The following is a 13,750-nucleotide window of genomic DNA, read 5'->3' as shown; positions in this document are numbered from 1 at the left end:
GCCGGGCCCCGTCCCGGATCGCCGCTTCGCCCAGGCGGCGTACGGCGGTCAGCTCAGCCGCGAGCGCAGCAGCTCCTTGCCCATTTCGGCACCCTTGCGGCTGTCGGCCTGGGCCTTGCGGAACAGCTCCATGACCTCGTCGTCGTGTTCGCGCTCGGCGTCCTGGATGTACGTCTCCAGGCGAAGGGCGTTGTCCAGGCACGACTCGACGTACCAGATCAGGTCGTAGTTCTTGTCGCGGGTACCCGTGACCCCGCCGGTCTCGCTGGTGCTGGTCATCCGGGGTCTCCTCCTTCTGTCGGCCCTGCGTCGTTCTCCTTGCGGAGACTCCCGGGTACCCGTGCCGCATGCGGGCACACCGCCTTGCGGCTCAGCCGAGCGCGCGGTCGAGGTTGAAGGCGGCGCTGATCAGGGACAGATGCGTGAACGCCTGCGGGAAGTTGCCCTGTTGCTCGCCGGTACGGCCGATCTCCTCGGCGTACAGACCGAGGTGGTTGGCGTAGGTGAGCATCTTCTCGAAGGCCAGCCGGGCCTCGTCGAGCCGGCCGGCCCGGACCAGGGCCTCGACGTACCAGAAGGAGCAGATGGAGAAGGTGCCCTCGTCGCCGCGCAGCCCGTCGGGGCTGGTCTGCGGGTCGTAGCGGTAGACGAGGGAGTCGGAGACCAGGTCCTCGGTGAGGGCGTCCAGGGTGGACAGCCACTTGGGGTCGGTGGGCGCGATGAACTTGGCGAGCGGCATCATCAGCAGGGAGGCGTCCAGCACGTCGCCGCCCTCGTACTGCACGAAGGCGCCCCGCCGTGCGGACCAGCCGCGGTCCATGATCCGCCGGTAGATCGTGTCGCGGACCTGTCCCCAGCGAAGCAGGTCGGCGGGCAGTCCGCGGCGGCGGGCGAGGCGCATGGCCCGCTCGATCGCGACCCAGCACATCAGCCGCGAGTACGTGAAGTTCCTGCGGCCGCCGCGGGTCTCCCACACACCCTCGTCGGGCTGGTCCCAGTGCCCGCACACCCAGTCCACCAGGCGGCACACGTCGTCCCACTGGCCGCTGGAGATGGGCTCGGCCCACTTGTCGTACAGGTAGATCGAGTCGATGAGGGCGCCGTAGATGTCCAGCTGGAGCTGGCCGGCGGCGGCGTTTCCGACGCGGACGGGAGCGGAGCCGAGATGGCCCTCCAGGTGCGGCAGCTCCCGCTCGGGCAGGTCGGCGCGGCCGTCGATGCCGTACATGATCTGCAGCGGAGGGCAGTCGTCCGTGGTGTCGCAGGGGCTGACGTGCGTGGTCAGGAAGCGCATGAAGGCCTCGGCCTCGCCGGTGAAGCCGAGCCGGAGCAGCGCGTACACGGCGAAGGCGGCGTCCCGCACCCACACGTAGCGGTAGTCCCAGTTGCGTTCCCCGCCGAGCTGCTCGGGCAGGCTGGTGGTGGGCGCGGCGACGATGGCGCCGGTCGGCGCGTAGGTGAGCAGTTTCAGGGTCAGGGCGGAGCGGTGCACCATCTCGCGCCAGCGGCCCCGGTAGCGGGACTGGTGCAGCCAGCGCCGCCAGTAGGCGACCGTGGCGTTGAACGCGTGCTCGGCCTCGATCAGGGCGCAGCCGCGGGGAGCCACCTCGCCGCCGACCCGGTCGAGGGCGAACACGGCCGTCTCGCCCTCGCCGAGTTTGAAGTCGGCGCGCACGTCGGGGCCCTCGCACTCCACGTCGACGGTGGAGGTGAGCGCGAGCGCCTCGTGGGCGGACTCGAAGACGGTGGTGCCGGCGAGGGTGCGCAGGGTGTGGGGATCGGCGCCGTAGCCGAACCGCGGGGCGACCAGCACCCGGAACGGGACGGTGCCGCGCACGCAGACCACGCGCCGGATCAGCCGGTGCCGGCCCGCCTCGCCCGTGCCGTCGGAGGTCACGGGCATGAAGTCCTGCACCTCGCCCACGCCGTCCTCGGTGAAGAAGCGGGTGATCAGCACGTTGGTGTCGGGGAAGTAGAACTGCTTGGTCCGCGCCGGCACGGTGGCGGACAGTTCGAAGCGGCCGCCGCGGTCGGCGTCGAGGATGGCCGCGAAGACGCTGGGCTCGTCGAAGGCCGGGCAGCAGTACCAGTCGATCGTGCCGTTCGAGCCGACCAGGGCCACACTGCGCAGGTCGCCGATGAGTCCGTGCTCGGCGATCGGCAGATAGCGGGACCGGAGGCGGTCCTCCGCGGGAAACGGGGTCTCGGCCATGTGCGGCCTCCCGGTGAGCGGTGCGAGATGTTTTCCAGCTTAGGAGCGAGTGGTCTCCGGTGGCGTGGGAAGGCGCTGCGGGGAATGGTGAGAGTGTGCCCCATTCGGCGGCACCGGCGCGGATGCGGTCATCCGGACCGAGGAGGAGGCATCATGTCGACCATCAAGCCCGAGGAATCCCGGTCGTCCGACGACCACTGCACCCCGGACGCCCTGCTCCACTCCGCTCCCTCCAGGGACGTCACCCCGGAGGACCTGGTGATGGCGGCGGGCAGGGACGTCACCCCGAAGAACCTCGAGTGGGCCCGCCGCAAGATGGAGAAGGAGGGCCCGACAGCCATCGAGAGGCTGATGCCGTAGGGCGGTCCGGGGACAGGAACGAACGGGGGGCTCATGCCCGGGTCCGGGCGGGCGGTCCGCGGGGCGCCCGCCCGGACCGGCACGCCGACGGCCGCGGCAGGCTGTGCACGCGACGGCACCCACGGTGACCGGGAACGGCCGCTTCACCCGTCCCGCGCAGCAACTTCCGTACCGTCCCGGCGATTCGGGCGGCCGCGATCCCTTCCGGAGCGGGCCGGAGGGCTGTCAGACTCCCGAGGGTGCCCGACTTCGACTTCGACATGCTCGTCATCGGATCCGGACCCGGTGGCCAGAAGGCCGCCATCGCCGCGGCCAAGCTGGGCCGCCGGGTCGCCGTCGTCGACCGCCCCGACATGCTCGGCGGGGTCTCCCTGCACACCGGGACGATCCCCTCCAAGACCCTGCGCGAGGCGGTGCTGTATCTGACCGGCCTCACCCAGCGCGATCTGTACGGGCAGAGCTACCGGCTGAAGGACGACATCACCGTCGCCGACCTGACCGCGCGCACCCGGCACGTGGTCGGCCGCGAGGTCGACGTGGTGCGCAGCCAGCTGGCCCGCAACGAGGTGACCGTCTACTCCGGCACGGCCCGCTTCGCCGACCCGCACACCGTCGCGCTGTCCGAACTCTCCGGCCGCGAACGGCTGGTGAGCGCGGAGCACATCGTCATCGCCACCGGCACCCGGCCGGCCCGGCCGGACACCGTCGAGTTCGACGGCCGCACCATCATGGACTCCGACAACGTGCTCACGCTGGAGCGGGTGCCGCGGTCGATGGTGATCGTCGGAGCCGGTGTGATCGGCATGGAGTACGCCTCCATGTTCGCCGCGCTGGGCAGCAAGGTGACCGTGGTGGAGAAGCGTCCCGGCATGCTTGACCTGTGCGACGTGGAGATCGTGGAGTCGCTCAAGTACCACCTGCGCGATCTCGCAGTCACCTTCCGGTTCGGCGAGACCGTGGCCGGCGTCGAGCGCCATCCGCGGGGCACGCTGACCGTGCTGGAGAGCGGCAAGAAGATTCCCGCGGACACCGTGATGTACTCGGCGGGCCGGCAGGGCCTCACCGACGAACTCGACCTGCCCCGGGCCGGGTTGGCGGCCGATGCGCGGGGCCGGATCACTGTGGACGAGCACTACCGCACCGAGGTGCCGCACATCTACGCCGTCGGTGACGTCATCGGCTTCCCGGCGCTCGCGGCGACCTCGATGGAGCAGGGGCGGGCCGCCGCCTACCACGCGTGCGGGGAGCCGGCGGGGCGGATGCACCACCTGCAGCCGATCGGGATCTACACCATCCCGGAGATCAGCTTCGTCGGGCGGACCGAGGACCAGCTGACCGAGGACCGGGTGCCGTTCGAGGTGGGCGTGGCCCGGTACCGGGAGCTGGCCCGGGGGCAGATCATCGGCGACTCGCACGGCATGCTGAAACTGCTGGTCTCCCCCGCGGACCGCACGCTGCTGGGGGTGCACTGCTTCGGTTCCGGGGCGACGGAGCTGATCCACATCGGGCAGTCCGTGATGGGGTGCGGGGGCACCGTGGATTATCTGGTCAACGCGGTGTTCAACTATCCGACGCTGGCCGAGTCGTACAAGGTCGCGGCGCTCGACGCGACGAACCGCCTCCGGCAGATCGACCGCCTGGACTAGGGGGTTTCGTTTGGAGCAGCCCGGGTCCGACCTGATCCAAATAAAACCCCCTGGCCGCGTCACGCCCGGCGGCGCGGCCGCCCGCCCGCCGGCCGGATCAGGTCTCCTCCTCCACCACGTGCATCGCGGCCTCCTCGGCGCCCGCCGCTCCGCCGTCGATGCCGACGTCCCGGGCGACCTCTTCCTTGGTGGTGTCGGTGTGCGCGCCCTCGTCGGGAGCGACCAGGCGGCCCGCCCGTGCCCCGCCCGCCTCGGGGTCGACCGGCTCGCCCTCGCCGCCGGGCAGGTCGCCGATGTCGTCGCCGGCCGGCGGCTGCGCGTCGGGGACTTCCTGGGCGAGGCGTTCGTCCAGGGTCTCCCCCGCGTGCTGCTCGGCGGCGGTGGTGCCCTGCTTGGTGACGCCCAGGGGGCGTTCCGGCGGGGAGTAGCCCTCGTCGAGGACGTCGTCGTAGGTGCGCTCGTCCAGCGCGTCCTGCAGGTCCAGGGGACCGGCGTCCTCCTGTTCCTCGTTGGTGCCGGTCGGCTGGTAGGCGTCGTCCGCCATCGGGGTCTGCTCCGGCTGCTGGTCGCTCATGGTCGCCTCCCTCGTGGCTCGCGGGCCTGTTCCCCGTCCGGGGTTTCCCGCAGCCGGGCGGCTAACCCCGCCGGGCGGCGATCGGCTCAGTCGGCGGACTGTTCGGCCAGGCCCGCCGACCACTTCTCCTCGATGCGGCCGGCCTTCCACACCAGCAGGGCGATCGCCCAGGTGGCGAAGAACAGGCCGACGATCACGAAGCCGACGACGTTGAGGTCGAGGCCGGAGATCCAGTCCCAGAAGGCGCCGTGCAGACCGAGCTTGTCGGCGAGCAGGCCGAGGAGTTCGACGGTGCCGATGATCAGGGCGACGGCGATGGACAGGCCGGTGATGGTGAGGTTGTAGTAGACCTTGCGGACCGGCTTGGAGAACGCCCACTCGTAGGCGAAGTTCATGAACGAACCGTCGATGGTGTCCAGCAGGGACATGCCCGCGGCGAAGAGCACCGGCAGGCACAGGATGGCGTACCAGGGCAGGCCGGAGGCGGCGCCGGAGCCGGCGAGGACCAGCAGGGCGATCTCGGTGGCGGTGTCGAAGCCCAGGCCGAACAGCAGGCCCAGCGGGTACATCTGCCACGGCTTGCGGATCGAGCCGGTGACCCGGCCGAGCAGGCGGTTCATGAAGCCGCGGTTGTTGAGCTGCTGCTCCAGGGCGGCCTCGTCGTAGGCGCCGGAGCGCATCTGCCGGAAGACCTTCCAGATACCGGCCAGGATGACCAGGTTGATCCCGGCGATGAGGTAGAGGAAGGTGCCGGAGACGGTGGTGCCGATCAGTCCGGTGACCTCGTGCAGATGCGAGTTGTCGTCCCGGACCGGTCCGGCGAGGGTCTTCAGGCCGAGCGAGAGCAGCAGGGACAGGCCGAAGACGATGCTGGAGTGGCCGAGGGAGAACCAGAAGCCGACCGACAGCGGCCGCTGCCCCTCGCCCATCAGCTTGCGGGTGGTGTTGTCGATCGCCGCGATGTGGTCGGCGTCGAAGGCGTGCCGCATGCCGAGGGTGTAGGCGGTGACGCCGATGCCGATGCCGAAGGTCTGGGTGCCGACGCTGAAGTGCTGGGGCGCGATGATGCCGACCAGGGTGCCCCAGCCGATGATGTGCAGGGCGAGCACGAACGCCGCCATCCCGCCGACCCTGGTCCACTCCTGCCGCGTCATGGAGGCGCGGACGCGGTGCCAGGCCGAGCGCGGGGCGTCGGCCTGGACGGGCAGGGACGGAGCGGAACCGGGGGCGGCCGTCATCGGGGTGGGTCTTCCTTCGCGGGTGCGGGTACGGCTGCACAGCACAGCCTTGTGCCATCCAACCGTACTTGCAACCCATGCGCAATAACGCGCCGGGGGGGTCAGGCGGTGAACATGCCCCGGCCCAGCCAGTCCTCGCGGTCCCGCACGCCGGGCAGGGCGAAGAAGTAGCCGCCGCCCGTCGGGGAGATGTAGTCCACCAGGGGCTCGTCGATCAGCCGGGTCTGCACCGCCTCGAACTGGCGCTTGACGTCCTGCTGGTAGCAGCAGAAGACCAGGCCCATGTCGAGGTTGCCGACGTTGTCCACGCCGCGGTCGTAGTTGTAGCCGCGGCGCAGGATGCGGGAGCTGTCGGTCTCGGGCTTGCGCGGGTTGGCGAGGCGGATGTGGGCGTCCAGCGGGATCGCGGTGCCGTGCGGGTCCTTGGCGTAGTTGGGGACGTCGGTCTCCTTGGCGCCGTCGAGCGGGGCGCCGGTGTCCTTGCGGCGGCCGAACATCTTCTCCTGCTCGGTGAGCGAGACCCGGTCCCAGAACTCGACCAGCATCCGGATGATCCGGATGACCTGGTAGCTGCCGCCCCTGGTCCAGGCGGGCTCGCCCTGGCCGTCGCCGACCCAGATCAGCTTGCCGGTCTCGCGCGCGGAGGTGACGTCGGGGTTGGCGATGCCGTCCTTGAAGCCGAGCAGGTTGCGCTGGGCGCCGGTGGGGCGCGGGGCGTTCTGGAAGCCGTCGATGCGCCACTTGATCTGCATGCCGCCACGGGTGTGCCGGGCGATGTCGCGCAGCGCGTGCAGCACGGTGTCCTGGCTCTGCGCGCAGATCTGCAGCGACAGGTCGCCGTGGCACTCGGCGGGATTGAGGTTGTCGTTGGGGAAGGTCCGCATCGGGGTGAGCCGGGCGGGCCTGGCCTTGGCGAGGCCGTAGCGGTCGTCGAACAGGGAGGCGCCGACGCCGACGGTGACGGTCAGGCCGTCCGAGGGGACCTCGGGGCCGAGGATGCCGTTGTCGGAGGGCGGCGCGCCGACGCCCAGGTCGGTGGGGGCGCCGCCGGAGGTGAGGAAGCGGGCCCGCTCGGTGATGGTCTTCAGCAGGTCGGTCAGGCCCTTGCGGTCATCGGCGATGACGTTCAGCGAGACGAAGGTGGCGGCGGCCGGAGCCGGGGTGATGATGCCGGCCTGGTGGGCGCCGTGGAAGGGGACCTTTGCCGAGCCGTCCGGGCCGCTGCTCTGGGCCTGGGCCGTGCCGCCGGCCTCGCCGAGGGCGAAGCCGCCGCCGGCCAGGACCGCTCCGGCGGCGCCGGCGCCCAGCGCGGTCCGCACGAAGGAACGGCGGGCGGGGCCGACGGGGCAGGCCGACGGTTCGGCAGGGGACATGGCGGGATTCCCTTCGGGGTGTTCGCAGGTCGGGTGCGGGTGGGCCATCAGGCGGACTTCCGGATCTCGAGCAGGTCCGGGACGGGGGCGAGGTCTTCCAGCAGCTGGCCGGTGGCGCCGTCCAGCCGCTGTTTGTCGGCGGCGGCGAGCTTGTCGACGGGCGTCCAGCCGGTGCCGTGGTGGGCGGCGTCCAGGAGCCTTTGCACCCGGGCGATGTCCGCGTCCACCGTCGGCAGCAGCTTGGGCGCGCGCCGGGTGAGCAGCGGCTTGAGGACGGTGAGCAGCTCACGGGTGCCGCTGAGGTTGGCGTCGGCGGTGGCGAGGTTGGTTCCGCTGCCCTCGTCGGTGTCGCCGGTCAGCTCGAACTGGAGGGTGTTCTCCAGGATCTCGTGCGCGCGCAGCGGCAGGTCGCCGGGGTCGAAGTCCTGGGCCGGGAAGGCCTTGCGCAGCCCGTCGGCGTCGGCGGCGAGCTGCCGGGCGGGGCCGGTCAGCTCCTTGGCGGACTGGCCGTGCCACAGGCCGTACTCGAGGCGGAGGAAGCCGGTGAAGTCCTTGTCCCGCTCGCCGTCCGGCAGTCCGTCGGCGCGGCCGTCGATCTTCTTGTCGTAGTCCTCGAAGGTGCCGTAGGCGGCGCCGAGGGAGGCGTAGGTGCGGTGGGCGGTGAGCCAGTCGGTGCGGGCCTTGCCGAGGTGGTCGTGCTCGATGTCGCCGGCGAGGGTGCGGGTCTGGGCGACCAGGGTGTCCAGGCCCTGCCCGACGTACGCCTTGTACGCCTTCAGGGGTGCGGCGAGGTCCTGTTCGGAGACGGGGACGACCGGTGCGGCCGCGCCGCCGCCGGCGACGGTGACCGCCTTGGAGGTGACGGCCTTGCCGCCGGTGGGGACGCAGCGCCAGGCGTAGCTGCCGCCGGCGACGGTGGCGACCAGGTCGCGGGTGGTGCCGGGGGCCAGGCCCTCGATCTCGCCGTAGACCGCGCTGGTCGCCGGGTCTATGAGGTAGACCTCGGAGGTCTTGTCGCCGGTGTTGTGCATCTGGAACGTCTGCCGGCCGGGCTTGGGCGCGGTGAAGCCCTTGCCGCACTCGGTCTCGGAGACGGCGACGGTCTGGTCGCCGGCGGGCTTGGGCCGGGAGAGGGCGACGACGAGTCCGGCGACCACGGCGGGTACGGCGACGACGGCGGTGGGCACCACCCAGACGGGGCGGCGCCGCTCGGGCCGGGCGGCCTTCGGCTCCGGGGCGGGGCGTTCCTTCGCCTGCTTCGGTGCGGTGGCCCGCACGCCGCGCACGAACAGGGTCATCACTATGGCCAGGTAGCCGGCGTAGGCCACCACCTGCAGCCAGGTCATGGTCGGGGTGAGGTTGAAGACGCCCTGGACCAGGGTGCTGTACCAGGAGCCGGCGTCGACGCTGCTCGCGAGGTCGACCGCGTAGGCGGTCTTGCCGGGCAGCACGCCGCCCTCCTGCAGGTCGCGCAGGCCGTAGCCGAGCACGCCGGCGGCGATGACGATCAGGACGGCGCCGGTGGCGGTGAAGAACTTGGTCAGGTTGATCTTCAGCACGCGCCGGTACAGGCCCCAGCACAGGCCCGCGGCCAGGACGAGTCCGATGCCGGCGCCGGTCAGCGGCCCGGCGGACTCGCCGGCCGCCTGGGCGGTGGTCCACAGGAACAGGGCGGTCTCCAGGCCCTCACGGCCGACCGCGAGGAAGGAGGTGAGGATCAGCACACCGGAGCCCATGGCGAGGGCGCCGGTCACCTTCTCCTTCAGCTCGCCGGAGAGGCTGCGGGCCGAGCGGCGCATCCAGAACACCATGGCGGTGACGAACGCGACGGCGATCACGCTGAGGGTGCCGCCGAAGGCCTCCTGGGCGGTCTGCGGCATGGAGGCGGCGGTGAAGGTGAGCACCGCGCCGAAGCTCATCGCCACGGCGACGGCGGCGAGGACACCGGTCCACACCTGGGGCAACCGGGAGCGCGCCTCGGCCCGCACCAGGGTGGCGACGAGGATGGAGACGATGAGTCCGGCTTCCAGTCCCTCCCTGAGTCCGATCAGGAAACTCGGAAACGCGTCGTCCCACATGCCCTGCTGCCCTCCCTGTTGGTTAGTGAAGGCATGCCTTACCTTCGCGGACCATCATGACCAGGGCCATGTAGTCGGCCGGTCATAAAGGGGCAATGGGAAAGCAAAGTCCGGGACCGTTCGCCCTCGCGCGTTCGTCTACAGGTCGGTAGACCGTCTACAAATGTGTAGTCGGATCTTGTCGAGGCAAGTCGAAGGAAAGGGCGTACGGCGATGACCGCTCCCCCACATCTGGCGTCGCAGCTCGCGGTCAACGTGCTCGACGCCCATTCGCTGCTCGCCGCCTTCGGCGTGCTGGGCGTCGGCGTCGTGCTCTTCGCGGAGACCGGGCTGCTGATCGGATTCTTCCTGCCCGGTGACTCCCTGCTGTTCACCGCGGGGCTGCTGTGCACGGGCACGTCCACGAGCGGGGTGCACCTCTCGCTCGGGCCGCTGCTGGTGGCCGCGGCCGTCGGCGCGCTGGCCGGCTCGCAGTGCGGGTTCCTGATCGGCCGGAAGGCGGGCGGCGCGCTGCTCGCCCGCACCCGGTCGGCCAGGCTGCGCGAGGGCGCGCAGCGCGCCGAGGAACTGCTGGAGCGGTACGGCTACGCGAAGGCGATCGTGCTGGCCCGCTTCATCCCGGTGGTGCGCACGGTGCTGAACCCGCTGGCGGGGGCACTCGAGGTGCCGGCCCGCACCTTCACCTTCTGGCAGGTGACGAGCGGCCTGGTGTGGAGCCTCGGCCTCACCCTCGCGGGGTACGCGCTGGGCTCCTCGATCCCGAACGTCGACAAGTACCTGCTGCCGATGGTCGCGCTGATCGTCGTCGTGTCGCTGCTGCCGCTCGCCGCCGAGGTACTGCGTTCCCGCCGGTCGGCCCGGGAGACCCGATGACACCGCTCGCTCTGTCCGGCTCGTCGGTCGACGGGCCTCTCTACCTCGACGTGGTGGACCTCGCCCACCGCTCCCCCGGCTGGCTGGACGACACGATCGCGGTGTGGTCGGCGTACGGTCTGGCGGTGTTCGCGCTGCTCATGCTCGTGGGCTGGTGGCGGGCCCGCCACGAGGGGGCCGGCGCGGCCATGACGGCGCTGGCCGTGCCGGTGGCGGTGGTGGTGGCGTTCGGCGTGAACAGCCTCGTCAAGCCGCTGGTGGCCGAGGACCGGCCGTGCCGCCGGCTGGCCTTCCGCACGCTGGAGGCGTGTCCGCCGCGCGGCGACTGGGCGTTCCCCAGCAATCACACGGCGGTCGCCTGCGCCGCCGCGGCCGCCCTGTTCTTCGTCTCGTGGCGGCTGGGCGCCGTCGCCTCGGTGTGCGCTGTGGCGATGGCCGCCTCCCGCGTGTGGGTCGGGGTGCACTATCCGCACGACGTCCTCGCGGGGGCCGTCCTCGGCGCGCTGGTCGGCTGCCTGGCCATGATCGCGCTGCGGCGGTGGCCGGCCACCCTGGCGGGACGGCTGGCCGCGACCCGGCTGCGCCCGCTGCTGGTCTCGGGAGCCCCGTGAGGTCCAGGAGCCCCGCCCGGCCGGCCGGCGCGGCGGCCCTGTGCGCCTGGGCGGCGTTCGGGGTGCTGGCCGCGGTGGTGGCGCACGCCCACGGCCCGCTGCCCCCGGACCGGGGTCTGCTGTCCTGGTCCGTGGCGCACCGCCCGCCGGTGGCGGTGGCGGTGGCCCGCGGGCTGACCGACACGGGCACGGGCGTGGTGCCGTACCTCCTGGTGGTCCTGGCCGGGCTGGTCGCCGGACGCACCGTGCGGCAGCGGCTGGTGGCCGTGCTGGTCGGCGTGCTCTGCCTGGCCGCGGGGCAGGTGCTGCGGTACGGCGTGATGGAGCTGATCGCCAGGGCCCGGCCGCCGCAGTACGACTGGCAGACCGAGGCTTCCGGCTGGTCGTTCCCCTCCGGTCACACCACCACGTCCGCGCTGGCCGCCGGCCTGCTGATCACCGCCCTGTGCGTGCGCGCGCCACGCGGCCGGGCGGTGCTGTGCCCGCTGGTCGCCTGCTGGGGGGCGGGGGTCGGGCTGACCCGGGTCTTCCTGGGCGTGCACTGGTTCACCGATGTGCTCGGCGGCTGGCTCTTCGCCGCCGGCTGGCTCGGTGTCCTCGTCCTCGCGGCGGCCCGGTGGCTGCCCGCGACCCACCCGGACGACGCGTCCGGCGGACCGGCGGCGACGGACGCGCCCCGGGATCCTCGTCGCCGAGGGTGGTCACCCCCCGCGTGAGTGCGGGCGGGTCAGGGCGCGGCGTGGGGGCCGTCCGGGCGGGCGGTGCGCCGTTCGACCATCTCCCGGCTCAGATCCCCGGTCTCCGCCTCCGGCAGCCGCTCGAAACCGTCCTCGGTGATGACGCACACGACGGGGAAGATACGGCGGGTCAGGTCGGGGCCGCCCGTGGCCGAGTCGTCGTCCGCCGCGTCGTACAGCGCCTGGAGCGCGGCGAGGGCCGCCTCGCGCCGGGTGAGGCCCGGCCGGTAGAGCTTCTTCAGGGCGCCCCGTGCGTACGGGGAGCCGGAGCCCTCGGCGTAGAAGTCCCGTTTCTCGTACAGGCCGCCCGCGGCGTCGAAGCCGAAGATCCGGCCGCGGCCGCCGTCGGGCGCGGTGACGTCGTACCCGGCGAGCAGCGGGACGACGGCGAGGCCCTGCATGGCCTGGGCGAGGTTCTGCCGGATCATGGCCGCGAGCCGGGCCGCCTTGCCGGCCAGGGTCATGGGCGTGCCCTCGATCTTCTCGAAGTGCGTGAGCTCCACCTGGTAGAGCCGCACCATGTCCAGGGCGAGGCCGACGGTCCCGGCGAAGGCGACGGCCGTGTGGTCGTCGGCGGGGTGCACCTTCTCCAGGTCGCGCTGGGCGATGAGATTCCCCATGGTGGCCCGCCGGTCACCGGCGATCAGCACGCCGTCGCGGTAGGTCAGGGCGAGCACCGTGGTGCCGTGCGGGAAGGCGCCGGGCGCCATCCGTGTCCCGCCGGGAAGCACGGGCGTGGTGGGCAGCAGGCCGGGCCGGTGCGCGGCCAGGAACTCGGTGAAGGACGACGTCCCCGGCGTGAAGAACGCCTCGCTCGGCAGCCCCGCTGCGTCGTTCCCCGGCATGGCTCTCCCCCTCCTGTACGGCACCCTCCTGTACGGCACCCGACACCCGAGTCCTACCTGCGGCGGGCGTGCGGGAAACTCCCCGCCCTCACAGGGCCTTGCGCCGCACCAGCACCGCCAGCACCAGCAGGCCCGGCAGCAGGGGCAGCCACACGGTCAGCAGCCGGTAGCCGAGCACGGCGGAGGCCGCGGCCGCGCCGGGGGCGCCGGAGAGGGTGAGGGCGAACACGAGCGCCGCGTCCAGGGAACCGAGGCCGCCCGGGGTGGGCAGCAGGGCCGCGGCGCTGCTCGCGGCGAGGTACAGCAGGGCCACCTGGAGCGGGGGCAGCGGCAGTCCCACCGCCCGCGTGACGGAGATCAGCACCAGCGAGTGCAGCGCGGCGAATGCCAGGGAACCGCCCCACAGGGCCGCGGCCCGGGCCGGGCGGGTGTGCAGGCCGCGGAGGTCGGCTAGGACCACAGACAGGGCCCGGCGGCAGCGCGCCCACCAGGGCGTCGCGGGCAGGACGGCGAGCAGCACCAGGCAGCCCAGGGCGACGGCGAGGGCCGTCGGGGTGAGGTCCGGCAGGCGGAGCAGCCCCGGGCAGGCCGGGGCGAGCACCGCGATCAGCGCCAGCCGGACCGCGCCGCCCGCGCCGGCCTTGACGGCGAGGGCACTGGCCGAGCGGCCGGCGGGCAGTCCGCAGCGCATCAGGAACCTGACGTTCACCGCGCCCGCGCCGAGCCCGGCGGGCAGCAGATGGTTGGCGGCGGAGGCGGCGAACTGGGCGGCGACGAGCAGGGAACCGGGGAGCCGCCGCACCACCGCGCCCTGCTGGGCGAGCGCGGAGGCCGCCCAGGTGCCGAGGGCCGCCGTCGCACCGACCAGCAGCCAGCCCTGGTCGGCCCCGGCCAGCCGCCCGGCCCCGCTCTCGAGGGCGGCCCAGTGCCGGTGGGCGAGGTACAGCCCGCCGACCAGCACGGCGAGCAGCACACCCGCATGCCAGCACACACGCCGCCGCCCGAGCCCCGTGCCGGCTTCCGGCACGGACGCGACCGGCCGTTCCTGAGTGACGATCGGGGACGTCATCGGCCTCTCCTGGGTACGGGGACGTGCTCGGCCGGTCCTGCGTGCACGAAGAATCCCTGCGCCGGTCGGGGACGCGCGGGGATGCGGGCGACCGGGAACGGACCCACCGGAACGCCACCGGCCAGACCCGGAGC

13 protein-coding genes are annotated in these 13,750 nt (G+C 72.5%); 5 read left to right on the top strand and 8 right to left on the bottom strand.

Translation table 11 applies throughout. The features are described from left to right. Positions 1-48: 48 nt before the first annotated feature. Together ACGFZN_RS01600 and ACGFZN_RS01595 are read right to left on the bottom strand one after the other, a co-directional pair. Positions 49-279, bottom strand: coding sequence for a hypothetical protein (locus tag ACGFZN_RS01600; protein ID WP_393856423.1), 231 nt, complete (start codon positions 277-279; stop codon positions 49-51). Positions 280-370: 91 nt separating this feature from the next. Further along, positions 371-2,212: a glycoside hydrolase family 15 protein gene (locus ACGFZN_RS01595; RefSeq protein WP_393856422.1), complete on the bottom strand. Its 1,842-nt coding sequence runs from the start codon at positions 2,210-2,212 to the stop codon at positions 371-373. Positions 2,213-2,365: 153 nt separating this feature from the next. On the opposite strand from ACGFZN_RS01595, the gene ACGFZN_RS01590 reads away from it, so the two are divergent. Further along, positions 2,366-2,572: a hypothetical protein gene (locus ACGFZN_RS01590; protein ID WP_330336293.1), complete on the top strand. Its 207-nt coding sequence runs from the start codon at positions 2,366-2,368 to the stop codon at positions 2,570-2,572. 260 nt (positions 2,573-2,832) lie between these two features. Then, a complete protein-coding gene (gene sthA, locus ACGFZN_RS01585; RefSeq protein ID WP_393856668.1) occupies positions 2,833-4,218 on the top strand; it encodes a Si-specific NAD(P)(+) transhydrogenase in 1,386 nt (461 codons plus the stop codon). Between the two features lie 97 nt (positions 4,219-4,315). Here the strand turns inward: sthA and ACGFZN_RS01580 are convergent, their stop codons facing one another. The 4 genes from ACGFZN_RS01580 to efeU all read right to left on the bottom strand — a co-directional run bounded on the left by ACGFZN_RS01580 (position 4,316) and on the right by efeU (position 9,481). Then, positions 4,316-4,792, bottom strand: a complete 477-nt coding sequence (locus tag ACGFZN_RS01580) for a DUF5709 domain-containing protein (RefSeq protein ID WP_393856421.1) — start codon at positions 4,790-4,792, stop codon at positions 4,316-4,318. 86 nt (positions 4,793-4,878) lie between these two features. Next, positions 4,879-6,030: a HoxN/HupN/NixA family nickel/cobalt transporter gene (locus tag ACGFZN_RS01575; protein WP_393856420.1), complete on the bottom strand. Its 1,152-nt coding sequence runs from the start codon at positions 6,028-6,030 to the stop codon at positions 4,879-4,881. A 101-nt stretch (positions 6,031-6,131) separates the two neighbouring features. Beyond that, positions 6,132-7,403: an iron uptake transporter deferrochelatase/peroxidase subunit gene (efeB, locus tag ACGFZN_RS01570; RefSeq protein ID WP_393856419.1), complete on the bottom strand. Its 1,272-nt coding sequence runs from the start codon at positions 7,401-7,403 to the stop codon at positions 6,132-6,134. A gap of 47 nt (positions 7,404-7,450) precedes the next feature. Beyond that, the gene (efeU, locus tag ACGFZN_RS01565) at positions 7,451-9,481 is read right to left on the bottom strand and encodes an iron uptake transporter permease EfeU (RefSeq protein ID WP_393856418.1); all 2,031 of its coding nucleotides are present in this window, start codon (positions 9,479-9,481) and stop codon (positions 7,451-7,453) included. Between the two features lie 213 nt (positions 9,482-9,694). Between efeU and ACGFZN_RS01560 the strand changes: the two genes are divergently transcribed. The 3 genes from ACGFZN_RS01560 to ACGFZN_RS01550 are packed head-to-tail and all read left to right on the top strand — an operon-like array spanning position 9,695 to position 11,681. Next, complete coding sequence (locus ACGFZN_RS01560; protein ID WP_393856417.1) at positions 9,695-10,354, top strand: DedA family protein; 660 nt, start codon at positions 9,695-9,697, stop codon at positions 10,352-10,354. Continuing rightward, entirely contained in the window at positions 10,351-10,965 is a 615-nt protein-coding gene (locus ACGFZN_RS01555; protein ID WP_393856416.1) for a phosphatase PAP2 family protein, read from the top strand. The genes ACGFZN_RS01560 and ACGFZN_RS01555 overlap by 4 nt, the downstream gene beginning before the upstream one ends. Then, the gene (locus tag ACGFZN_RS01550) at positions 10,962-11,681 is read left to right on the top strand and encodes a phosphatase PAP2 family protein (RefSeq protein ID WP_393856415.1); all 720 of its coding nucleotides are present in this window, start codon (positions 10,962-10,964) and stop codon (positions 11,679-11,681) included. Before ACGFZN_RS01555 ends, ACGFZN_RS01550 begins: the two co-directional genes overlap by 4 nt. A gap of 11 nt (positions 11,682-11,692) precedes the next feature. Here ACGFZN_RS01550 and prcB read toward each other — a convergent pair whose 3' ends face one another. Further along, on the bottom strand, positions 11,693-12,547 hold the full coding sequence (prcB, locus tag ACGFZN_RS01545) for a proteasome subunit beta (RefSeq protein ID WP_393856414.1): 855 nt from the start codon (positions 12,545-12,547) through the stop codon (positions 11,693-11,695). An 88-nt stretch (positions 12,548-12,635) separates the two neighbouring features. Further along, entirely contained in the window at positions 12,636-13,616 is a 981-nt protein-coding gene (locus ACGFZN_RS01540) for a YbhN family protein (RefSeq protein WP_393856413.1), read from the bottom strand. Between the last annotated feature and the right edge of the window lie 134 nt (positions 13,617-13,750).

The sequence above is a fragment of the Streptomyces sp. NPDC048192 genome, assembly GCF_043202415.1.
Taxonomy (GTDB): Bacteria; Actinomycetota; Actinomycetes; order Streptomycetales; family Streptomycetaceae; genus Streptomyces.
This window is presented reverse-complemented; position numbering and strand designations above follow the sequence as displayed.

What these genes read in the sequence shown, in the direction of transcription:
- ACGFZN_RS01595 (WP_393856422.1), bottom strand. Translation starts at nt 2,212, where the DNA reads ATGGCCGAGACCCCGTTTCCCGCGGAGGACCGCCTCCGGTCCCGCTAT.
- ACGFZN_RS01590 (WP_330336293.1), top strand. Translation starts at nt 2,366, where the DNA reads ATGTCGACCATCAAGCCCGAGGAATCCCGGTCGTCCGACGACCACTGC.
- ACGFZN_RS01600 (WP_393856423.1), bottom strand. Translation starts at nt 279, where the DNA reads ATGACCAGCACCAGCGAGACCGGCGGGGTCACGGGTACCCGCGACAAG.
- ACGFZN_RS01580 (WP_393856421.1), bottom strand. Translation starts at nt 4,792, where the DNA reads ATGAGCGACCAGCAGCCGGAGCAGACCCCGATGGCGGACGACGCCTAC.
- ACGFZN_RS01540 (WP_393856413.1), bottom strand. Translation starts at nt 13,616, where the DNA reads ATGACGTCCCCGATCGTCACTCAGGAACGGCCGGTCGCGTCCGTGCCG.
- sthA (WP_393856668.1), top strand. Translation starts at nt 2,833, where the DNA reads ATGCTCGTCATCGGATCCGGACCCGGTGGCCAGAAGGCCGCCATCGCC.
- ACGFZN_RS01555 (WP_393856416.1), top strand. Translation starts at nt 10,351, where the DNA reads ATGACACCGCTCGCTCTGTCCGGCTCGTCGGTCGACGGGCCTCTCTAC.
- efeB (WP_393856419.1), bottom strand. Translation starts at nt 7,403, where the DNA reads ATGTCCCCTGCCGAACCGTCGGCCTGCCCCGTCGGCCCCGCCCGCCGT.
- efeU (WP_393856418.1), bottom strand. Translation starts at nt 9,481, where the DNA reads ATGTGGGACGACGCGTTTCCGAGTTTCCTGATCGGACTCAGGGAGGGA.
- ACGFZN_RS01560 (WP_393856417.1), top strand. Translation starts at nt 9,695, where the DNA reads ATGACCGCTCCCCCACATCTGGCGTCGCAGCTCGCGGTCAACGTGCTC.
- prcB (WP_393856414.1), bottom strand. Translation starts at nt 12,547, where the DNA reads ATGCCGGGGAACGACGCAGCGGGGCTGCCGAGCGAGGCGTTCTTCACG.
- ACGFZN_RS01575 (WP_393856420.1), bottom strand. Translation starts at nt 6,030, where the DNA reads ATGACGGCCGCCCCCGGTTCCGCTCCGTCCCTGCCCGTCCAGGCCGAC.